This window comes from Paenibacillus sp. FSL R5-0527 (assembly GCF_038008055.1).
Taxonomy (GTDB): domain Bacteria; phylum Bacillota; class Bacilli; order Paenibacillales; family Paenibacillaceae; genus Fontibacillus; species Fontibacillus macerans.
Genome location: NZ_JBBOYI010000001.1, coordinates 3,210,179 through 3,231,703 on the forward strand (window position 1 = coordinate 3,210,179; position 21,525 = coordinate 3,231,703).

Annotated in this window: 18 protein-coding genes; 13 read left to right on the forward strand and 5 right to left on the reverse strand. The window is 59.5% G+C overall.

Annotated elements, in window-relative coordinates:
- The first annotated feature begins 26 nt into the window (after nt 1-26).
- The 3 genes from NYE69_RS14235 (at nt 27) to NYE69_RS14245 (ending at nt 3,227) form a co-directional block, all read left to right on the forward strand.
- The gene (locus tag NYE69_RS14235) at nt 27-269 is read left to right on the forward strand and encodes a ferredoxin (protein WP_036624247.1); all 243 of its coding nucleotides are present in this window, start codon (nt 27-29) and stop codon (nt 267-269) included.
- 486 nt (nt 270-755) lie between these two features.
- Complete coding sequence (locus NYE69_RS14240) at nt 756-1,496, forward strand: Bax inhibitor-1/YccA family protein (RefSeq protein WP_340926674.1); 741 nt, start codon at nt 756-758, stop codon at nt 1,494-1,496.
- Between the two features lie 264 nt (nt 1,497-1,760).
- Entirely contained in the window at nt 1,761-3,227 is a 1,467-nt protein-coding gene (locus NYE69_RS14245; RefSeq protein ID WP_340926675.1) for a L,D-transpeptidase family protein, read from the forward strand.
- Between the two features lie 14 nt (nt 3,228-3,241).
- On the opposite strand, the gene NYE69_RS14250 is transcribed toward NYE69_RS14245, so the two are convergent.
- Entirely contained in the window at nt 3,242-3,373 is a 132-nt protein-coding gene (locus tag NYE69_RS14250; protein WP_328273571.1) for a hypothetical protein, read from the reverse strand.
- A 204-nt stretch (nt 3,374-3,577) separates the two neighbouring features.
- Between NYE69_RS14250 and NYE69_RS14255 the strand changes: the two genes are divergently transcribed.
- From NYE69_RS14255 to NYE69_RS14280, 6 genes are all read left to right on the forward strand, one after another.
- On the forward strand, nt 3,578-4,672 hold the full coding sequence (locus NYE69_RS14255) for a quinone-dependent dihydroorotate dehydrogenase (protein ID WP_270619225.1): 1,095 nt from the start codon (nt 3,578-3,580) through the stop codon (nt 4,670-4,672).
- 33 nt (nt 4,673-4,705) lie between these two features.
- A complete protein-coding gene (locus NYE69_RS14260; RefSeq protein WP_155621173.1) occupies nt 4,706-5,521 on the forward strand; it encodes a GTP pyrophosphokinase in 816 nt (271 codons plus the stop codon).
- Entirely contained in the window at nt 5,511-6,002 is a 492-nt protein-coding gene (locus NYE69_RS14265) for a DUF309 domain-containing protein (protein ID WP_328273570.1), read from the forward strand. Before NYE69_RS14260 ends, NYE69_RS14265 begins: the two co-directional genes overlap by 11 nt.
- A 333-nt stretch (nt 6,003-6,335) precedes the next feature.
- Nucleotides 6,336-7,883, forward strand: a complete 1,548-nt coding sequence (locus tag NYE69_RS14270; RefSeq protein ID WP_340926676.1) for an RsmB/NOP family class I SAM-dependent RNA methyltransferase — start codon at nt 6,336-6,338, stop codon at nt 7,881-7,883.
- Nucleotides 7,884-7,886: 3 nt separating this feature from the next.
- Nucleotides 7,887-8,642 (forward strand): pseudouridine synthase, encoded by a 756-nt coding sequence (locus NYE69_RS14275; protein ID WP_340926677.1) that lies wholly within the window; start codon nt 7,887-7,889, stop codon nt 8,640-8,642.
- Nucleotides 8,643-9,266: 624 nt separating this feature from the next.
- Nucleotides 9,267-10,088: a Cof-type HAD-IIB family hydrolase gene (locus NYE69_RS14280; RefSeq protein WP_328271886.1), complete on the forward strand. Its 822-nt coding sequence runs from the start codon at nt 9,267-9,269 to the stop codon at nt 10,086-10,088.
- A gap of 40 nt (nt 10,089-10,128) precedes the next feature.
- Here NYE69_RS14280 and NYE69_RS14285 read toward each other — a convergent pair whose 3' ends face one another.
- From NYE69_RS14285 to NYE69_RS14300, 4 genes are all read right to left on the reverse strand, one after another.
- Nucleotides 10,129-11,115, reverse strand: coding sequence for a GNAT family N-acetyltransferase (locus tag NYE69_RS14285; RefSeq protein ID WP_328271887.1), 987 nt, complete (start codon nt 11,113-11,115; stop codon nt 10,129-10,131).
- Between the two features lie 86 nt (nt 11,116-11,201).
- Nucleotides 11,202-12,509, reverse strand: a complete 1,308-nt coding sequence (locus NYE69_RS14290; RefSeq protein ID WP_340926679.1) for an MFS transporter — start codon at nt 12,507-12,509, stop codon at nt 11,202-11,204.
- 153 nt (nt 12,510-12,662) lie between these two features.
- A complete protein-coding gene (locus NYE69_RS14295; protein WP_340926680.1) occupies nt 12,663-13,244 on the reverse strand; it encodes a DUF2087 domain-containing protein in 582 nt (193 codons plus the stop codon).
- 564 nt (nt 13,245-13,808) lie between these two features.
- Nucleotides 13,809-15,347, reverse strand: coding sequence for an RsmB/NOP family class I SAM-dependent RNA methyltransferase (locus tag NYE69_RS14300; protein WP_445744834.1), 1,539 nt, complete (start codon nt 15,345-15,347; stop codon nt 13,809-13,811).
- Nucleotides 15,348-15,351: 4 nt separating this feature from the next.
- Here NYE69_RS14300 and NYE69_RS14305 point away from each other — a divergent pair, with 4 nt between their 5' ends.
- From NYE69_RS14305 to NYE69_RS14320, 4 genes are read left to right on the forward strand one after another with little or no spacing between them, the layout of a single operon-like run.
- On the forward strand, nt 15,352-15,609 hold the full coding sequence (locus NYE69_RS14305) for a hypothetical protein (RefSeq protein ID WP_340930608.1): 258 nt from the start codon (nt 15,352-15,354) through the stop codon (nt 15,607-15,609).
- A complete protein-coding gene (locus tag NYE69_RS14310; RefSeq protein ID WP_328273784.1) occupies nt 15,524-16,645 on the forward strand; it encodes a glycosyltransferase family 4 protein in 1,122 nt (373 codons plus the stop codon). The genes NYE69_RS14305 and NYE69_RS14310 overlap by 86 nt, the downstream gene beginning before the upstream one ends.
- Nucleotides 16,646-16,658: 13 nt before the next feature.
- Nucleotides 16,659-18,161: a metallophosphoesterase family protein gene (locus NYE69_RS14315; protein ID WP_340926683.1), complete on the forward strand. Its 1,503-nt coding sequence runs from the start codon at nt 16,659-16,661 to the stop codon at nt 18,159-18,161.
- Complete coding sequence (locus NYE69_RS14320) at nt 18,158-21,520, forward strand: AAA family ATPase (RefSeq protein ID WP_340926684.1); 3,363 nt, start codon at nt 18,158-18,160, stop codon at nt 21,518-21,520. Before NYE69_RS14315 ends, NYE69_RS14320 begins: the two co-directional genes overlap by 4 nt.
- Nucleotides 21,521-21,525 lie beyond the last annotated feature (5 nt).

A 21,525-nucleotide genomic window follows, 5' to 3' on the forward strand; every position in this document is an offset into this window, starting at 1 on the left:
CCGTTTATTCAGGAGGCAGATTAAAGATGGCAAAATATACTTGGGTTGAGAAGGACACTTGCATTGCGTGCGGCGCTTGCGGCGCTACTGCACCGGATATTTACGATTACGACGATGAAGGCTTGGCGGAAGTTATCTATGGTGAGGACAAGAACCGCGGCGTGACGGAAATCCCGGAAGATTTGTACGACGATCTTCAAGACGCTTGCGACGGCTGCCCGACCGACTCCATCAAAGTGGCGGATGAGCCGTTTAATAAAGAAGGCTAATTTCCGATAGCGAGTTCATGCTGAAGACCTCACCGCAGCGGTGGGGTTTGTTTTTTTTAAGACAGTTTGAAGGGGCGGTTTAGGCGGACAGGGGGCGGTGGGGAGTTTGAGTGGTTCAACTGCAAAAGTGCATTCCAAATCCTAGGGATCAGCAATTATGGAGCGTCTGAAATGCAAAAGTGCATCTGATTATGAGCTTTTTGATAAAAAAGAGTTTTTTGAGCGGAAATGAACTGTAGTTTTGCATTTGAACCACCCTTTTCGAGGAGTTTCGACGAAAATCGCATGCTCTTTTGCATTTCGTGGATTTCGTGGGTTCGTGGATTTTGTGGATTTCGTGGGTTCGTGCATTTCGTGGGTTCGTGGGAACTTCGCGGGATTTAGGCAGGTTAGTTCGAGCCCAAAATGGAAACGACAATATGTTCTAGTATAGTTGGAATATTTTATGATATCATAGTAACAAATTGATAAATGAGGTGTTGTTTCTTGATCGGACGCAGCGGTAACCCAACTTTAAGGAGCGATACGTTTGACAGGCCGGACTCATTTTCCGGAATGAACGCGATGACCGTCGAGGGGACGGTAAACAAATCGTTTATCACATTAGTCATCCTCCTCGGCAGCGCGTTCAGCGCATGGATGCTGTATTTTGACGGGATGAACGTGATTCCGATGGCGATCGGAGGTGCGATCGTCGGGTTGATCCTGGCGCTGATCGTCAGCTTTGTGCCGAGAACGGCCCCGTATCTGGTCCCGGTTTACGCCATTGCCGAAGGGATGTTCCTGGGGGCCCTTTCGGCCCAATACGAAACGGTATACCATGGAATCACGCTACAGGCGACTCTGCTGACCATGGGCGTGTTTGTGGCTCTGCTTATCGCCTACAAGACCCGGCTGATTAAGGCGACGGAAAACTTCAAGCTCGGAGTCGTCGCGGCTACCGGGGGCGTGGCTCTCGTCTATCTGCTCAGCTTTATTCTCGGTTTGTTTGGAATTCAGGTGCCGTATCTCCACAGCAACGACTGGATCGGCATCGGCATCTCGGTCGTGATCGTCATCATCGCCGCCTTGAACCTGGTGCTGGATTTCGATTTCATCGAAGAGGGAGCCCACCGGGGAGCACCGAAATTTATGGAATGGTACGGCGCGTTCGGCTTGATGGTCACGCTGGTATGGCTGTACCTGGAAATCCTTCGCCTGCTCGCAAAATTGGCGAGCCGGGATTAAGCAATTGGAACCAAGCGGCTGTATAGGTTGAACCTACGAAAAGCCAAGATTCAGGCAATTTATATAGTTCTAAAGCGCGGAAAAGCAGGGCCTCCTGCCGACCGCGCTTTTTGCTTTTTCCAAAATGTCCCGGAAAATGTTGAAGCGATGTAGGTACTAAGTCGCAAAATGCGCTTTTCTCGCAGGTTTGGGTTAGAAACGCCATCCATTTTGCCGATATAGTAATAGTTGAAGCTTAACTTTTCCATTTGATGGAGGAAACGTATGGGGGATTCAGCCTACCTCAAAAAATTTGTGGAAAACCACCCGAAAAACAAAATGGCCTGGTATTTACTGGGCAAGGAATACGAAGCGAGCGGCCAGACGGGAAAGGCACGGTACTGCTATATTCAGGCGGGCGGCGTCTATGAAGCTTTCGAAGCGAGCAAAATTCCGGAGGATTTATGGATGGGCTACAAAGCCGACTTGCTGCAGGAGACGAAGCAGCGGGAGAAGCGTAGCCGCTTTCTGCGCAAGCTGGGCATCGCCCTGCTGATCGCCCTGGTGGTGATCGGGCTCCCTTCGGCGTATGCGCCGAGTGAAAAAACGGCCGAACCGGCCATGGCCGGCCTTCAAGACGAACCGGGAGCGGAGACGGATCCCGCTGTACCGGATGCCAAGCCGGCCACGCCGCCGGGAAAAGCTCCGGCAAAGGCCGGTTCGGCCGGCTCGGCGGACACCGTCAAAGGGCCGGTATTTACGGCGCAAGGTTACGCTTTCGGTAAAGCCAAGGCCGGCGCCGAGGCGCTCGGCGGGCTGATCGATTTGCAGAACCGCACCGGCGCGCCGATTCTGAATGCCGCAGTACTCGGCATGGAGCGGAAAGGCGATTATTTACTCTGGACGGACGACATGCCGGTCGTTTATGAGTTGGAGCAAAGTCCGAATCAAGGAACGACGACGATCCAATCCTACGACCCGGAAGCATGCCGCTGCACCCCGCCGGACGCTTCCGGCTTGCAGGCGGCGGCCGAGCGCTGGATTCCGTACCAGGAGTCGCTGGGCGTGCTTGCTTCGGCGATGCAGAGATACAAAGAGGGTACGGGGGAATGGCCGTCCAGTCTGGACGATTTGACCGGGCCTTTCCCGGACAATTGGCTTGCCGGCAGCGATCCTGTTATGGTCAAAACGTTCGGGCCGCTGCTGAAGACGCTGCAAAACGCCGCCGGTTCCGGTGCGGCGGGTCAGCCGAGCGCGAATTCGGACGCGGCAAAGGAAGGTCTGGCTCCGGAAGAACAGCCGTACTTCACCGAGCCGTTTGAGATTATCGTGGACAAGAAAACGCATGTGCTGGCCGTCGTCAGCGGTGACAAGCTGATTCGCAGTTATCCTGTGGGACTGGGCGGCGACAGGACGCCGGAAGGCTCTTTTGCTATTTCGGACAAAGTGATCAACCCGAACGGAAGAGACAACGGCGAGTTCGGCAGCCGCGGCATGCAGTTATCGGACACGAACTACGCGATTCACGGGACGAACGATCCGGACAGCGTCGGCAAAGACGAATCGCTGGGCTGTATCCGCATGGGGAAAAAGGATGTCGAAGAACTGTTCGATCTCGCCCCGAAAGGAACGAAGGTGACGATAGGAAAGGGGATTTTGCCAGACCTGGAGAGCGTCCCGAAAGAAAGATTCAAGCTCGGACACCGCGAGGATCAGACCAATCCCCATCGAGTATATCACTGGCTTAACTAAAAAGACTTTGAGTTTTACGTCAAAATCAAGAGGACGGTAGTTGCCACAATAAGCGCCGCGGCGATGGAGATCGACCAGATGAGCGCCTTCTTGTTGACTTCGTCCTTTTTTTGCTGGAGCGTGGGCGGTATACGTTTGGTTGACACAGCTACATCCCCTCCCTTTTAGAGGTTGTGAACACATACTTTTACAACTGCTATATTCCTATTGTAATGGCTTTCATTTTAAAATTCCATCACTTTGTAGTGGTTTTCACATGCGGCGAGGTTAAACTTTTCTTTTTGGCCGGAAACGGCTAAACTGTTTATAGAAAAATGCACAGGAAACAGCGATCGGAGTGGACAAATAACGTGTTGTATCGGCTTTTGGGGAAACCCGTTTTTTTTCGGATGGATCCGGAAAATGCCCATCATTTAGTCATTGACGGTTTGCATAATGCGGCCAAAATACCGGGGGCCCTCACCCTCATGCGCGGTATGTACGGCGTTCCGGAAGTGCCGGAGCTGGCCACGGACTTATTCGGAATTCATTTTCCTTCCCCGGTGGGACTCGCCGCCGGACTCGATAAAAACGCCGACGCGGTGGAGGGTTTTTCGGCCATCGGCTTCGGTTTTATGGAAGTGGGGACGGTAACTCCGGCCGGGCAGCCGGGCAACGACCGGCCGCGGCTGTTCAGGCTTCCTCCGGAAGAAGCGCTGATCAACCGGATGGGCTTCAACAATCGCGGCGCGGAGGAAATGGCGGCAAGGCTGCGGGCGTTAAAACAGCGGCCGATTCCCGTCGCCGTGAACATCGGAAAGAACAAAACGACGCCTAATGAAGAGGCGTTTCGCGATTATGAGAAATGCGTTTCGGCGCTGTATCCGTATGCGGACTTTTTTGTCGTCAATATCAGTTCGCCAAACACGCCGGACTTGCGTAATCTGCAGCATGGCGACGAGTTGTCCGGGCTGCTGCGGGCGGTGACGAACCAGATGGCGGCGGAGGCCAAGAAACACGGCGCGAGCAAAGCGGTACTGGTGAAGATTGCTCCCGACGTAAGCGACCGGGAACTGGAGTATATGGTCGATACGATCGAAAAAAGCGGTGTCTCCGGCTTGATCGCCACGAATACGACCGTTTCCAGAGAAGGGATTCACCATAAGAACGCCAAGGAGACCGGCGGGCTTAGCGGCAAGCCGCTGGCCGCCAGATCGACGGAAATCGTCTCCCGCGTTTATCGCCAAACGGGCGGCAAACTGCCGATTATCGGTTCGGGCGGGATTTTTTCCGCTGCCGACGCCTATGACAAAATACGTGCGGGCGCCAGCCTGGTGGAAATTTATACTGCGCTGATTTATGAGGGACCGGAGATCAACCGGAAGCTGCATCGCGGCTTGAGGGAGCTGCTTGCGCGCGACGGGTTTAGCCATATTTCCGAGGCGGTGGGGGCCGATCACCGCTAGAAAACCGGGTTACAGAAGACAGGAGGCATAGGGATGGACAGTAGAGATTGGGGAACATTTTTGCTTCCATATGAACAAGCTGTTGAGGAATTAAAAGTGAAGTTCAAAACGATGCGGTCCGAACTAAAAAAACGCGAAGAATACGCGCCGATTGAATTCGTGACCGGACGGGTCAAAAAAATTTCCAGCATTCTAGAAAAAGCCAAACGGCTTAATGTGTCCATGGACGATCTGGAGACGGGCATCGAGGATATCGCCGGCATCCGCATCATGTGCCAGTTCGTGGAGGATATCCGGCGGGTCGCGGAATATATCCGCATGCGCAAGGACCTGAAGGTGCTGTACGAGAAGGACTACATCACGAACTACAAGGAAAGCGGCTACCGCAGCTTTCATATGATCGTCGAATACCCGGTGCAAACCGCGCTTGGGCAAAAAAACGTGCTCGCCGAAATCCAGATCCGCACGCTGGCGATGAACTTCTGGGCGACGATCGAGCACTCGCTGAACTATAAATACCGCGAAAGCCTGCCGGAGGAAATGCGCGCCCGGCTGAAGAAAGCGGCCGAGGCCGCTTTTGTGCTGGACAATGAGATGTCGAGCATCCGTCAGGAAATTCTGTTGGCGCAAAAAAGCTTTGAGGACGACTCCAATATCGTGTCGTCGCTGCTCGCGGCCATTCACCAGCTATATTTCTATCATCTCGTCTCGGAGGCGATCGACGCGCAGCGCCGGTTTAACGAGCTTTGGGAAGCGAAAGACTTCGAAGGCTTCAAGGAACTGCTGACCGAGGTCAAAGAGCTAATCAAGCGGCACAAAAAAGTGGAGGAGCCCGGCGATGAGCTATGAGCCGCTGTACGTGGCGTATCTGGTTTATTTTAACCGGGACCGCGATTACTTTGAGTGCCATGAGGTGCTGGAGGAGCTGTGGCTGGAGCGGGATCACGATCCGCTGTACAAAGGCCTGCTGCAGGTAGCCGTCGGGCTGTTTCATGCGCGGAGCGGAAACGTTTCGGGCGCCCGGAAAATGCTGCTGTCGGCGCTGGAACGGCTCGCGCCGTATCCGGAAGGGGCGCTGGGGATCGACCTGGGCAAGCTGCGCCGGGAGACGGCGGCTTATGCAGAAGCTTTGGAGCCCCGGCAAAACCGTTCTTTTGCGTATTATGATTTAACGATTGATATTGTCGATCCGGCGCTGCGCGACGCCGTGGAGCAAGCGGCGGCGGAGATCGCCCCGAACGTCCCGCAGCGGCGCAAGCCGCAGCGGGGCGAAAAACATGAGGAACGCCGGCTGAAGCTGGAGCAGCGACAACGGGAATTAAACGGCTGATATTAAGGCCCGCCTCTATCGTTTATTGGGGCGGGCTTTTGCCGTTTCCGGGGCAAAACGGGCGGCCTAAGCGAAGTCTATTGGATTTTTCAAAAGAATGGGATGTAGTTGTATGAGATGCAATTAAAACGATTGGCTTGGCAATTCGGTATACTATAGCTGTATGATTTACAGTTAATCATCAGATAATCGTCGGAGTCTGGTCATCCGCAGCGGAGTTTTACACGGTTTGCGCCGCTGTTTTGGATGAACGGGCGTTTCCCGGAAATAGGGAACCTGTGGTACAATAGCGTTGTTTTTCAACAAGAGTTTCTGAAGAATGGATGGTACGAGATGACGGTGCAACTACCGAGCGTTTTTTTGGATAGAATGCGGGAGCTGCTTGGGGATGAGTATGAGGCGTTCCTGTCCTCCTATGACGATCCCAGGCATGCGGGAATCCGCGTCAATACGTTAAAAATCGGCCCGGACTCGTTCCTGAAGCTGTCGCCGTTTGCGCTCCGTCCGATTCCGTGGTGCGAGGCGGGCTTTTATGTGGATGAACGGGTCAAGCCCGGCAAACACCCGTACTACCACGCCGGATTGTATTACATACAGGAGCCGAGCGCGATGGCGCCGGCGGAGCTGCTGAACGTCTCGGAAGGGGACCGGGTGCTGGATTTATGCGGGGCTCCGGGGGGCAAGTCGACGCAAATCGCGGCCCGCCTGAATGGCAAAGGGGTGCTCGTTACCAACGATATCCATGCGGAACGGACGAAGGCCTTGGCCAAAAACATCGAGCTTTACGGCGTGCGGAACGCGGTGGTGCTGAACGAAGCGCCGGAGCGGATCGCCCGGGCTTTTCCGCATTATTTCGATAAAATCCTGATCGACGCCCCGTGTTCGGGCGAAGGCATGTTCCGAAAGGATGAAGACATGGCCCGGCAGTGGGAACGGCATTCGATCGAGAAATGTACGGTCATGCAGCGGGATATTTTGAAAACGGCGGCGGCGATGCTGGCGCCCGGCGGCAGGATCGTTTACTCCACCTGCACGTTTGCGCCGGAAGAGAACGAGGCGATGATCGCGGAATTTTTGCTGGAGAACCCGGACTTCGAGGTTGTGCCTGTGCCGCGGGACACCGGTATTACCCCGGGACGGCCGGATTGGCTGGATTGGCTAAGCGGCGAAGAAGGGGGCGTTATGGCTTCGGTCCCAGAGGAAATCAAAAAGCAAACCGCCGGCTGCGGCAGATTATGGCCGCATAAGGTGGAAGGCGAAGGGCATTTTGTCGCGGTGCTGGAGCGAAATAGGGAGACGCACGTTCCGGAGGCCAAGCTTGCGGGCGGGCATGAACGCATCGCTTCGCGGCAAAGCGGAGCAACTCGCGGTGGAGCGGCGGCTCGCCCTGCGCAGCGTTCCCGTCAAGCGGCCGGCGGGGACAAAAGGGGCTCCGGCGAACGGGAGATGCTGGAGAGCTGGCGGGCTTTTGCCGCGGAGCATTTGCGGGCCGAACTGCCCGGGACACCGCTGACGTTCGGCGGAAACGTGTACCTTTCGCCGGTCGCCAAAGAACAGCTGGACGGGCTAAAGGTCGTTCGCCCGGGCTGGTATGCCGGCACGGTCAAAAACGGCCGGTTTACGCCAGGGCATCCGCTGGCTACGGCGCTGGCGCCTTCCGAGGCGGCCAGAACGCTCGATTTGTCCGCGGACGGCGGGGAGGCCGTCCGCTATTTAAAAGGAGAAACGCTGGAAATCGAAGCTTCGCGGGTCCATACCCGCGATGGGGCTAATCCGAAAGGTTATGTGCTTGTCACCGTGGACGGTTATTCCCTCGGCTGGGGCAAATGGCAAAACGGCCTGCTCAAAAACGAATATCCGGCCGGCTGGAGGTGGACATAACGAATGAGTCCAGGCAAAAAAACGCAAAGACTCGACAAAATCCTGGGGAATCTCGGCTACGGCTCGCGAGCCGAAATCAAAAAGCTCGTGAAGCAGGGCCGGGTGACCCGAAACGGTGCGGTCGTCAAAGATAGCGGCGCGCAATGCGACCCTTTCGGGGACGTCATCGAGCTCGATGGAGAACGAATCGTATACCGGGAATTCGTTTATCTGATGCTGCATAAACCGACCGGCGTCATTTCCGCCACCGAGGACCTCCGGCAACAGACCGTGCTCGACTTGCTGCCGGCGGAATTTCGCGTGTTCGACCCTTTTCCCGTCGGACGTTTGGACAAAGATACCGAAGGCCTGCTGCTGCTCACCAACGACGGCCAGCTGGCCCATGATTTACTGTCCCCGCGCAAGCACGTGCCCAAAACGTACGAAGCCATCGTCGACGGCCACGTCGGGGACCCCGAAGCAGAGCGATTCAAACAAGGCGTCGAACTCGACGACGGCTACATCACCCTGCCCGCCGAGCTCGACGTCCTTGAGCGAAACACACTCGCCGACGGCACCCTAACTTCGCGCATACGCCTCACCATTTCCGAAGGCAAGTTCCACCAAGTGAAGCGAATGTTCGAAGCCGTCGGCTCCAAAGTCACTTACTTAAAGCGCATTTCCATGGGCCCGCTCGTCCTCGACGAAGCGCTCCCCAAAGGCGCCTTCCGCGAGCTGACCGAAGCCGAGCTGGCCGCTTTGAAAGCATATAAAAAGTAACCAAAAGTAGCTAACGCTTTGCGCTGAAGTAAGCGAATCCCGAAGGGAGAGCGGCTCCAAGCACGAAAGAACTGGGCAGCGCGCCACAAGTAGCACAAACAAGCTAGAGCCTTGCACCGAAGTAGAGCGAATCCCGAAGGGAGAGCGGGCGCAAGCACGAAGGAACTGTGTAGCGCGCCACAAGTAGCACAAACAAGCTAAAGCTTTGCGCCGAAGTAGAGCGAATCCCGAAGGGAGAGCGGGTGCAAGCACGAACGTTGCAGTAAAAACAGCCTATGTAGCAGTCCCCACCCCTCGCAGGAGCGCCAAAAGCAGAGCGTGCCCAAAGGGCGACAAGCGGCTGCTTCCCTATAGCCACCCTGGTGCGTGCGAAAGCAGCAGTGCCTGCAGCGTGTTTCCAGGTAACCCGGGAGCGCCCCAAGTAAGACGTACCCGAAGGGGGAAAAGCGTTCCACGCACGCAGCCAGGCGCATTCCCGAAGGGAACAGCCGCAGGAGCGCCTCTATAGCTCCCACGTTCCTCCCCTTTGCGGGTATCCAAAGGGCGGCAGGCCCTTGGGGCCCTCCCTTACGGTAAGGGAGGGTTTGGGAGGGTTGAGAAATATAAAGGAGAGACAATTTAAATATGAAATACAAGCTAATCGCTTTGGATGTAGACGGAACTTTATTGACCGATGATCATGAATTGACGCCGGGCACGATGGAAACGATTCGGGCCATCGCCGATCAAGGCGCGGAATTCGTGCTGTGCACCGGACGGGCTCCGATCAGTTCGCTCCCTTTTATGCGCCGGATCGGCCTGGAGGGGTATGTCATTACACATAACGGCGCGGTCACGGTCGACGTGCGTACGGAGGAAGCCGTTCATGAATTTGCGCTTGACCGGCAAGTACTGGAGCCATATATGGAGTATTGCCGCAAGCATAAAGTGCATTTCGACATCAATACGACGTTTACCGTATACGTGGAAGGAGCGTCCCGTTTGAGCCAGGAAGTGCTGGATATCTACAGCAATTTTTTTGTGGTGCCGCAGGATCTTCCGGCTTGGGCCGAGCTGCGCGAACCGATCGTTAAACTAACCGTTTCGGGGGAGATGGAGCAGGTGGACCGCGTGTTTGCGGAATGGAGCGAATGGCCGCAGAAGTTAAACATGCTGCGCAGCGGCGATTTTTTCATCGATTTGATGCATAAGGATGCTTCCAAGGGCGCCGCGCTGCAAAAGTTGGCGGAAAAGCGGGGCATTCCGGCGGAAAACGTCATGGCCATCGGCAATTATTATAACGATTTGACGATGCTCACCTTCGCTGGGCTTGGCGTGGCCATGGACAATTCTCCGCAGGAGGTTAAAGACGCGGCCGATGCGGTAACGGCGTCCAACAACGAAGAGGGCGTTAAACTGGCGCTGGAAAAATATTGCTTGGGAATTACCCGGGAAATGGGCGAATAGCGACTAGCCACGAGATAGCTTCAAAATGCAGGCCCAGCTCTCACTGTAGCTCGCACACCATCTTGTAAGTTCCCGGCTCCGCCCGGAAACCGATCAGATCGCGATTTATGTGCAGCATCGGCCCGTTCATGGAGTCGTTGTGCGTTTTTAAATAGGGAACCGCGCAGGCGCGTGCCGTTTGGATGCCAAGCATCTTGAGGGCGAGTGCAATCCGGCGTCCGCGGTATTCCCGAAGCACGCCGGTGTACTCATGATACATCGCCTGCGTCTGTTCGTTCTGCTGCAGCGTAACGACGCCCACGTATCGGCCGCCGTCCTTGGCGATATGGATCCACTCCGGGCGTACGCCGGGCTGCTCGATGCTCCACTTTTTCCATTCCTCGAACCAGGGAAAGTCGCCGGAGAATCCGGGAATGTCCAGGTGCGTGACTTTGTACAGCTCATGCAGCTTTCTCTCGCTTGCTTCTCCCGGCTCCTCCGCTAGCGTAACGAACCGGATCCCCGATTGCTCCACGGCCTTGATCGATTCGAACAGCTTATCGTTATCAAACGCAAACGGGTCCAGTACGGATTCGAAAGTATGCCGTTCCTTGATGTAGCCGCGCCGTTCCGCAAAAGCTACCCCTTCCTGATCGTTCTCACGGATGTGGCTGATCAGGCGGGAAGCCTTGACTTCAACGGACCACCGCAGAAGCGCATCGTACAAAGCCCGGCCAACTCCGTTCCCGCGTTTTTCCGGATGCACGACAACGGTTTGGAGCAAAGTCCCCGGGTCCGACCAGGGGGCCCTCCACGCATGGGCGTAACCGATGACAAGCCCGTCTTCGTTTTCAGCCACCCATTTAGGGCGATCCCAACCCGTCAGCTTGCCTTCTTCGTTGTAATGCAGCCTTCCCGGAGGAATTTTGTCCTCTTCTTCCTTGAGCAGTTCGGCCGTCGTCGGCTCGGACCAAATGAAATTCAGCAGCGGCGCAACTTCCGTAAAATCGTAAGGCCGCTCCATTTTGCGAATCGTAAATTTCGGCAAATGATTTGCCTCCTCAATTTATATAATAGCTTCTACCACATTATCCCATATGCGGCTTCCCGGTTCACGGTAAAGTTCCGCTATATTTAAAGTGTCTCGGACTCTATGTTCGTACGAGCCTGCCGGGATTGCTCCACGGCCCAGGCGATTCCTGTCCCGGCTCCCAACAACGTAAATAAAATTCCGGCAGCCAGGCCAAGGGATCTGGGGGCCACGAAGTCGAGGAGAAAACCGGCAGTCAACATCGACACCCCCATGATCGCATTTTGCAGCGCGGCCAGCGTACCGAAGAAGCGCCCTTGCCAGCCGGCGGGTACCGTCTTCATCAAAACCGTTTCGTTGCAGGCGTTGCCGATGCTGGACACCATGGCCGAACCGATCATCAGGATCAGGGCGAGCACAAAAACAGCGCTTTGGCTGATCAGCATATGGATCGCACCTTCCAGCAGCAGGGCGAATATCGCCACCGTTTCCATGCGCCGGCCAATTTTCCCGGTGATTTTGGAGCCCGCCACAAGACCGATCCCCAAAGCACCGTACAGCAGGCCGATGCCGATTTCTCCCATATGAAACACTTCCGACGCGTAAACGCTGATCAGAATGTTAATCATCCCGTCGCCGATCGGCCAAATAGCAAACACGATGATCATTAGCCGCAAATACAACGAATGGGACAACAGCAGGCGAAGCGCTCCCGAAGGTTTGCTTTGGGGCTCGGGGAGGGGCCGCGAGGTCTCTGGGGCTGCTTCTATAAACGCCCCGCCCGAAAGCCCCGACGATACAACCGAGCCGCATGCTTCCGCAGCCTGTCCGCGTTCCCGGGGGAGATCCAGTCTGGACAAAAGCAAAGCCGAAGCGAGAAAAGTCAGGGCGTTCAGCATGAACGACGCCTGACCGCCGCTCAGGGCGGAAACGAATCCACCGGTCACGGAGCCGGCGATCAGCACGTAACCGACCAGCGCCTGCTCCAAGCTGTTGACGGCCAGGAGATTTTCCCTGCGGACCAAACGGGGAATCACGGACATCCGGGTTGGAGCATACAGCGCCTCGCCGGCCGATAGCACAAACGAGCTGACGTAAATGATCCATACATCGTCCGCCTGCCGGACCAGCAGCGGGGTCAAGGCAAAGAAAAAACGGGCGACATCCGTAAAGATCAGGAGCGATTTTTTGGAAAAACGGTCGGCGAGCATCCCTCCCAGCGGCCCGAACAGCAGATAGGGAACCAGGCGAACGGCAAAAGTAATGCCGACGGCCAAACCCGATCCCGTCAGCGACAGCAATAGACCGAGAACGGCAACCTGGCTGAAGCGGTCTCCGATGCCGTTCACGATCCCGGCGGCGAACAGGCGCGCATACTGTTTTTCTTCACGCAGCGTATGCTTGTGCTTCATTTTGTATCAGACTCCTTTGTAAGCAAAATAAGATAGTAATCTAATTTGATATTTATCTAATTTGTTAAGCAAAAAAAGCCATGCGGCCGGGCGTCCTAAGTACGCCCGCTACCGCATTACCGGCCAAAATAGTTATTACGCCGAACGGCGGTTCTAGCTTTTGCCCCACATTTCCGGAGGGTTCAGTTCGTAGATTCCGTTTTCCCGGTACATATAGTGGTTCATGATAAACTCGCGGCGGATGGTCGCAAAATCCTCGTGAAATTTCCGGATGTACTCGTTGATCTCCTTCTCCGTATATTTCCGGCGCGGCTCCAAACCTTTGACAAGGCGTTCGAGCACGATCAGTTTTTTCTTGCGCTGGGCAGGCAGATGCTTTAACGTGCCGTCCTTGTTGAAAAAGCTGCTTTCGACGGACGCTTTGCGCTGCGCTTCATCTTGTTTGCCGTCCGCCGCCAGGGGCTGCGTTTTGCCGACATTCAGAATGGCCTGGGCCTGCTGGTTTAAGCTTTTTTCGTTCAGATAAAAATAAATCGTATTTTTGTCCCGGCGCTCATAAATCAAATCGGCTTCCCGGAGCTTGGTGATGTGATGGGTAATGGTCGGCGGCGTGACGCCCAATTTTCCGGCAAGCGCCTGGCCGTGAAGCGGCCCGCTTTGAAGCAGCGCGATGATCCGGATGCGGGTGACGTCCCCGACGGCTTTGTGGAAATGAACGAGGCGGTCAAGCTGCATGTTTATCGCTCTCCTGATTTCATAATCATCTAATTAGATAGATGTATTATTCCATGGAAAAAGCTTGTTGTCAACAAACTTGAGGCGGGAACCCGGTTGATTGCTCAGGAAACCGCTTGGTAGGGCCGCGGAATGCTGGGGATGATACGTTCTTTTTGCGGGGGGAAGGGGGCGGTTGGCGAGCTTGGGAGAAAGGTTAAAAAAACGGCTGTTTATAGCGTTCGTGTCTTGGTACCCCTGCATGCTGCTTTGCACGATTATCCCTCTTGTTCAGGGGGGAGAGGGTGGGGCTAATCACGGTCATTTTTCCCGGTGTTTTGCCCCATTCCTCCCGTCAGGTCTGCTTCACTTCTCCTAGACCTCCTTCTCACAAACCTGTCTAACGATCTCGAACTAACGATCTCGAACTAATAATCTCGAACAAATGAACTCAAACAAATGAACTCAAACATGTCTGCTGCTCCAAACCTATTTTCTTGTCCTGAATTTATCTTCCGCTCTGCTTCCGGATCAAATGGGATAATCGTGCAAAGCATCCGGACAGCGGATGTTGATCTGCTCTTGTTAACAGTGCTGCCGCAAGCCTTTGGGCAGGTGGTTTTTGAGCTGGCCGCCGCTGGCTTTGCCCCAGCCGAGCGGGAAGCTGGCCCCGCCGCAGGCGATGGTGACGAGGTGCCAGCCGCGCAGATCGGCGGGCACCTCCAGCGTTTCGCCGCGCAGGTATGCGGCCGCGGCGGGCGAGTCTTCGCCGAGCGTCCAGACCCGTGCGGCTTCGGGCGCGCCGAGCGTCATCGCGAGCGCGTGGGCGGGCTGGAACCGGCCTTTGCGGACGTCGCCGAGGTGCAGCCCGGCGCGCGGGACCTTCAGGCCGGCCAGGTGGTCCGGCGACAGCGGCAGGCTGCTGCTGGCAGGCAGCAGGTACAGCGCTTCGCCGAACAGGAGCGGCGTGCCGCTCCCGGGCGCGAAGGCGTCTGAGGCGGGCAGCTCGTCCGCCGCCCAGGCGCGGAAGGCGTCCCAGGCCGCGGCGGTCTCCCGGCCGGCGTGGCCGGCACGCAAGTCGCGGCGGCCGCGGCCGGGGCGCTCCCCGCGCCCGCCTTTGGCGGCGGCGCTGCCCGGGGGAGCGTCCGCGCCGCGCCGGAGGGCGGGCCACCCGCCGCCCGGGACGACGCTTTGCACGCCTGCGGGGAGGGTGCCGCCGTGTCTGTGCGCGCCTGCGGCGAGGATGGCGCTGCGCCCCCCGCCGTCCGCATCGCCGTCCCGCTCGAGCAGGGCGACGTAGTGGCCCTCGCCTTCCTCGCGGTGCGGCCAAACCCGCTTCTCGGCGATCAGCCGCAGGAACGGGTACGCCTCCAGCAAGCGGCGGACCGTCTCTTCGTTTTCGCGGCGGTTAAACGTGCAGGTCGAATAAGCGAGCCGCCCGCCGGGTCTGAGCATCGCCACCGCGTCCTGCAAAATATCCCACTGCCGCGCCGCGCACTGCTCCACCGCCTCCGGGGACCATTCGGCCACGGCCTCCGGGTCCTTGCGGAACATGCCTTCGCCCGAGCAGGGGGCGTCCAGCATGATCCGGTCGAAGGCCAGCGGGAAGCGCGCGGACAGCTCCCCGGGTGCGGCCTGCGTCACCACGGCGTTCCGGATGCCAAGCCGCTCCACATTTTCCGCCAAAATGCGGGCGCGCTGCGGATGGATTTCGTTGCTGACGAGCAGGCCTTGTCCGGCCATTTTGGCGGCGATTTGCGTCGTTTTGCCGCCGGGAGCCGCGGCCAGATCCAGCACCGTTTCGCCCGGCTGGGGATCGAGCAGCTCCACGGCCGACATCGCCGAGGGCTCCTGAATATAGTATAGTCCGGCGGCATGATAGGGATGTTTTCCCGGCCGGGTGCGCTCCTCGTAATAAAAGCCCGTACCGCACCAAGGAACGGGGCGCAGCGCGAACAGCTCCGCAAGCCGCGCCGCCGCCGCGCCGTGCAGCCCGACTTTCAGCGTATTCAGCCGCAGCCCGTACGCGCGGGGGCGGGCATAGCTGGCGAGGAACCGTGCTCCTTCGTCCCGGCCGAGCATCGCCAGCACCGACTCGCGAAACGCGGCGGTCAGGGTAGGCATATTCATGATGTTTACTGCTCCTTTCACCAAAAAAATCCCGGTACCTATTTACTTCAGCAGTGTATCATATTGCTTTTCAATCTCAAAAGGGGAATGGATGTTCCTTCCTGCCTATGGCATAATGGAAAAAGAAGCGGTTCATCCGCCAAAAAGAACGAGCGATAAAGGAGAACCCTATGAGACTGTTGCAGGCTTTATTTTTTCCCCCGGAACAGCCGGGGGGCGTATCGTCGATGATCCCGCACCTGCAAGACCGGTTTAATCTTCCCCACTGGGAAATGGAATTATTTTCGCTGCCGAAACGCATCCGCTCCAAAGGGACCGATCCCGTACAATTTGCCACCTTTGATTGGAAGGAGTTCGGGGACAGTCCGATCGTGCAAAAATATGTGCAAACGTATCGCGATTACTTATGGTGGACCAAGCTGCGGATTAAGCAGCCGTACGATTTGGTCCATGCCCATCACCCGATCGCCGGGCTGGCCATGAAGGAGGTTTTCCCGGGGACCCCCGTGATCCAGAGCGTCCACTCAAGCTACGAGCGCGAGCTGATCTTAAACGGACGGATTCGTGCGGACGGGCCGGAGCACCGCTTCCTCACCTCGCTGTATGGGGAGCTTGAGCACCGGACGGATCGGCTGCTAACGGTGTCCCGGTCGTTTGCCGAGTACCTGGCTTCCTATGTGGAGAAGCCCGAGGCGATCGGCGTTATCCCGAACGGTTTTGACGAGAAACGGTTTAAGCCGGTGCCGCACGAAAATGAAGTGGCCCAGTTGGTGACGGTCTGCCGCCTCGTTCCGGCCAAAGGGCTGGACGTCTTGCTGAACGCGTGCGCCGAGCTCAAGAAGCGGGGGCACAATTATGTGCTGCATATTATCGGCGACGGCCCGATCCGCCAGGAGCTGGAGCAACTCGCCCAGCGGCTGGGCATTTACAATGAAACGATTTTTTACGGGTACACGCTGCATCCGGAGGAGTTTATGCCGTTTTTCGATATCTTCGTCCTGCCTTCGCGGGCCGAGGCGTTTGGCTCCGTGTTTGCCGAAGCCGCCCTTTGCAGCCTGGCGCTCGTCGGCACGGCGGTCGGCGGGATCGCCGAGCAGATCGAAAACGGAACGAACGGCCTGCTCGTGCCGCCGGAGGACGCTCCGGCACTGGCCGAGGCGCTGGAGAAAGTGATCGTCGATCCGGACTACCGCTATCAGTTGGCGCGCAGCGGTTCGGAGAAGGCCAAAGCGCACTATTCGCTGAACCGGGTTGTGCATGAACTGAAAAAACTGTACCTGCAATTCAAATAATGGAGCTGGTATCATGAAATCATTTCGTTTTCTCCACGCCGCCGATCTGCATCTGGACACCCCGTTTTCCGGGATGTCCGGCGTGCCGGATCGGCTGCGTAGCTTTTTGCGGGACTCGACCTTCGCCGCCTTCGACCGCCTGATCCGGCTGGCGATTGCGGAAGCGGTCGATTTCGTCGTCCTCGCCGGCGACATCTACGATGCCGCCGATTCGTCGCTGCGCGCGCAGCTGCGGCTGCGGGAAGGCTGGGACAAGCTGGGGCGGCACGGCATCCCGGTTTATCTCATCCGCGGCAATCACGACCCGCTCGGCAGCCGCCGCTTGCGCCTCGAACTGCCGCCGCATGTGACGGAGTTCGGCGGGCAGGCGGAAAGCCGGGTGGCGGTCCGGCGGAGCGACGGAGCGCCGGTTGCGGTCGTCAGCGGCATCTCCTACATAACGCCGTCGGTGACGGAAAATCTGGCGCTGCGGTTTCGCCGCGATGAGGCTGAGGCGAACTCCTCGCAGCTGTACCGCATCGCGCTGCTGCACGCGAATGTGGACGGCCAGGAGGGGCATGACGCTTACGCTCCATGTTCGCTGCGCGAGTTGAAGGAAGCGGGCTACGACTATTGGGCGCTCGGGCATATTCACAAACGCCAGATCCTTAGCGAAAATCCTTGGGTTGTTTATCCCGGCAACATCCAGGGGCGCAGCTTGAAGGAAACCGGCCCCAAAGGATGTTATATCGTCGATGTGCATGAGAACGGGCAGGCAAGCCTGGCGTTTCACCGGCTGGATCAGGTGCTGTGGCGGGAAATTACGGTGCCGATCGACGGTTTGACGAGCGAGGAAGCGTGGAAGGACCGGGTGGAGGAAGCGCTGGAGGCGGTCCGGGAAGCTGAAGCCGCGCGGATCAGCGTCGTGCGGCTGACCTTTACCGGGCGCGGCCCGCTCCATACGCTGCTGCAGTCCGGGCAGGAGGCCGCGGAGCTGATGCAGGAGCTGCGGCGCCGGGAAAGCCGGCTGCTGGAGGAAGGCGGCTTGGGCATCGCTCAGGAGAATGCGCCGTTTGCTGCAGCGGGCGGTTCAGCGGAGGATGCATCCGGCGGGACGGCAGGCGATGAAACGGGGAGCGCTCCGGGCAAAACGTTAAGCGATGCGGCAAGGAACCAGGGCATGACGGCAACGGATGCGGCGGACGATTTAGCGGCGCGGGCGCCCTTGAGCGGCGTCGTTTGGCCGGCCGGCTTTAAAGTGGAGACGTCGCTGGAGATGGACCGCTTGGGCCTGCTCGAAGAGGACAGCTTCCTCGGCGAGCTGCTGCGGCTTGGCGAACGGGCCGAGCGGGAGCCGGGGCTGCTTGAGGACCTTACCGGCAGCGCGCTGGCGCCGCTGGCGGAGAACCGGACGCTAAGACGGCTGTTGAAGGAACTGGGGCCCGAAGAGCGGCTCGGCTTGCTGCGGCGGGCGGAGGAGCTCGCTTGGGCACTGCTGGCGGAAGATGAAACGGCTGGCGGGAGGGGAGCATCATGAGGCTGGAGAAATTGCAGGTGAGCGGGTTTGGCCATTTGCACGGCCTGGATGTGGAACTGCCGGGCCCGGTCACCGTTTTATACGGACCGAACGAAGCGGGAAAAAGCACGCTGCTCGGCTTCGTCCGCGCGATGCTGTTCGGCATCCCGTCGCGGACATTTGCCGCCGAGCGGTTTGAGCCGGCGCGCGGCGGCGTGCACGGCGGCGCGCTGACGATTGCCGCGGAGGACGGCTCCCGCTGGGTCATCGAGCGTTATGCGCAGCCGCCGGAAGGCCGCAGCCTGCCGGGCACGCGCGGCGACCGGCTGCGGATTACGCGCAGCGATGCGGACGGCCGGCTGCAGGAGATGACGCAGGAACAGATGCAGCGCGAGCTGCTGGGCGGCTTGTCCAAAGCGATGTTCAAGCAGCTGTTTGCCGTCTCGCTTACGGAGCTGCAGGAGGTGGGCGTTTTGCAGTCCGAGGAGCTGAGCCGCTTTTTGTTCCACGCCGGGATCGGCGGGGGCTCAGCGGTGCTGCGCGGGGAAAAAAAGCTGGCCCAGGACATGGACAAGCTGTACCGCCCGCGCGGCCGCAATCAGGAGATCGCCCAGCTGCTGCAGGCGGTCGAGCGTCTGGAGCGCGAAGCGGAGGCGGCCAAAGCGCTGCTCCCGCGCTACAACGAGGTGCTCGAGCAGCTGGAGGAGCTGGCCGGGGAGCTGACGGCCAGCGAGGCGGAGCGCGCTGCGCTGGCGCGGGAAACCGCCCGCCTGCAAAAGGCGGCGGCAAGCCGCGGCGACTGGCTGCAGCGCGAAGCGATCCGCGCCGAGCTGGCCGCGCTGCCGGCGGCGGCGCGCTTCCCGGAGCAGGGGCTGGCGCGCTGGCAGGCGCTGCAGGCGGAGAAGGACCGCCTGCAGCTCGAGCGCAGCGACTGGGCCCGGCGGCGGGAAGCGCTGCGGGCGGAGCTGGCCGCGCTGCAGCCGCGCGCGCCGGTGCTGGCGCGGGAGCCGCTGCTGCGGCAGCTGGCCGGCCGTCTGCCGGCCTATGAGGCGCGGCGGCGCGAGCTGGCCGAACTGGCGGGCGAAGCCGCCCTGGTCCAGGCCCGGCTGGCGGAGTGCCTGCGCAGCATCCACCCGGCATGGCGCGCCGAAGAGCTGCGCGCCTTTGCCGGGACGGTCGGCGAACGGGAACAGGTTCGCCGGTTCAGCGCGCGCTTCGCCGCCTACGACAAGGAGATGGAGCTGCTGCAAAGCGAGCGCTCCAAGCTGGAGCGGGCGGCGGCGGGCGCGGAGACGGCGCGCGCGAACGCGGCGGCGCGGCTTGAGGACAGCGCGGCGGCCGGGCGCCGGCAGTTTGCGATGCTCCTCCCGCAGGAGCGCGGCGAAATCCGCGCTTTGTGGGGCGAGCTCCGCGGCGAGCTGGACCGCTGGCGGGATAGCGCGGCCTCCCGGCGCGCGGAAGTCCGGGCGGCCGACGCGGAGGCGCTGGCCGAAACGCGGTTGCGCGCGCTTTACCGCAAGCTGTTTGCTGCCGCCTGCGTGCTGACGGTCGCGCTTCCCGCCGTGTTGTGGCTGGCCGCGGAATCGCTCTGGAGCGCCGCCTTCACGGGCGTGCTGCTGCTGGGCCTTGACGTTTACCTCGCCATCGGCGCTTTCCGCGGCAAGCCGGCGGGTTCACCGGGGCGGCGCTCCGCGCCGGCATCTCGCCGGCCTGCCGGAAGAGCTGGGGAAGCCGGCGAGGAGATGGAGACGCGCCTTGAGGCGCTGCTGTCCCGGCTCGTCCGGCATCCGCTAACGGCGGCCGCCGCGGCGGGAAGCGGCTTCGCGGCTTCGCTTCGCACGGAAGCCTGGGACGAGGAGGAGCGGCAGCTGCGCCGGCTGATGGAAGAATGGCAGCTGTGGGATCAGCGCCATGACGCGCTCGAAGCGGATGCCGCGGCCGCGCAGGGCCACGCTGCCGCCGTCAAGGATGAGCTGCAGCACGTGGAGCGGGAGCTGTCCCGGCGGGAAGGAGATTTTGCCAAGCTCGCCGCCGAATGGGAGCGCTGGCTGGAGGAGCGGCGGCTTTCCGCCGACCTGTCGCCGGAGGCGGCGATGGACGTGTTCCATTTGGCCGGACAGGGACGGGAATGGCTGAGCCGGATCGACGGGCTGACGGACAAGATCTCCGGGCTGCGGGCGGAAAACGAGCGGTTTGAGCGGGAATGCCTGGCTTTGCAAGACGACGGCGGGCCCGGCTGGCAAGCGGCGGACGATCCGGAAGCGAAACGGGCGGCGGACGGCGGCGTTTACGCCGGAATTCCGCTGTCTTCCGCTGCGGCGCCCGGTCCGGAAGCCGGCTCGGACGGCGCTAACGGGAGAGCGGCATCAGAAACGGCGGGCTCCGGGGCCGGCGCGGCGATAAAGCTGTTGGAGGATGCCCTGGCGGAGCTTGAACGCGAGCTGGAGCTTAAAGCCGGGCACGACCGGCTGGCCGCCAAGCTGGCGCCGCTGGACGAGGAAGGGCGGCGCTTGGAGGATCGGCTGCAGCAGGTGATGCAGGCGGAGGAGCATCTGCTCGCGGAAGGACAAGCCGAGGGCGGGGAGGAATTTCTCCGCATCGGGGCCGCGGCCGAGCGGCGGGAAGCGCTGGAAAAGGAACTTCGGCAGCGCGAGCTGGTGCTGTTTTCCGGTATGGATGAGGACAAGCGAAACGATCTGGAGCGGCTGCTGGAGGGCGTGGACGAAGCGGAATTGAAGCGGCGGCTCGAAGAAGCGCGGGCGGCAGGCGAAGGCGCGGAAGCCCGCTGGCGCAAGCTGCAGGAACGGCGCGGCCGTTTGCTGCAGGAACAGGAAAGTCTGGAGGCGCGCTGCCGGCAGGAGGATTTGGCGCAGCAGCTGGCGGAACAGCAGGCGGCGCTGGAGGAATACGCCGATAAATATGCGGTGATGGCCGTATGCCGCGAGTTGATTTCCCGCGTGCGGCGGATCTATGAGGAAGAGCGCCAGCCGGCCGTGCTGCAGGCGGCATCGCGGTATTTTGCCCGGATGACGGGCGGAACGTACCGGCGGATTGTCATGAAAATAGGCAGCCAGGAGCTGATGGCCGAGCATGCGGAACATGGTCCGATCGACAGCGCCCGTTTAAGCCGGGGGACGGCGGAACAGCTGTACTTGTCGATGCGGCTGGCTTTATCCGAAGCGGTCGCGGGAGGACAAGGGAGTTTGCCGCTGCTGCTCGACGATTTGTTCGTTAATTTCGATGCCTCCCGTCTCGAAGGAGCGCTGTCGGTGCTGCGGACGGTCGCTAAGCGCCAGCAGATCATCATGATGACCTGCCACGAACACGTCGTTGGCCGGCTCAAAGCGGCGCTGCCGACGGCGCATATCGTTGAAATGTAACGTGG